Origin of the sequence: Halomonas sp. 141 (assembly GCF_002810305.1) — a bacterium.
In the GTDB taxonomy this organism is placed as follows: domain Bacteria; phylum Pseudomonadota; class Gammaproteobacteria; order Pseudomonadales; family Halomonadaceae; genus Vreelandella; species Vreelandella stevensii.
In genome coordinates this window covers 1-221 of sequence record NZ_PINZ01000181.1, presented here as the reverse complement: position 1 = coordinate 221, position 221 = coordinate 1, and the positions used below count along the sequence as shown (strand labels likewise).

Annotated in this window: 1 pseudogene; it reads left to right on the top strand. The window is 50.2% G+C overall.

Going from position 1 to position 221, the window contains the following annotated elements:
- Nucleotides 1–78: 78 nt before the first annotated feature.
- A pseudogene (locus CWI66_RS18510) lies at nt 79–221 on the top strand (IS200/IS605 family transposase); the annotation flags it as partial.

Sequence of the window (221 nt, the reverse complement as noted above, 5' to 3'; positions counted from 1 at the left end):
AAGCTCGGCGGCGTGTTTGTCCTTCACTCGAACCTTGAGGGTCTTGGTCTGCTTCATGGCTTCGAATATACTTGGTCCATGGAAACCAAACAAGCTATCAGAACAGGAAGACACTGCGTTTTTAAACTCCATGCCCATTTGGTATTTGTCACCAGGTATCGGGGCAAGGTGTTCACCGGCGCGCATCTCAACTCCCTCGAATTGCTTTTCGACCGAGTGTG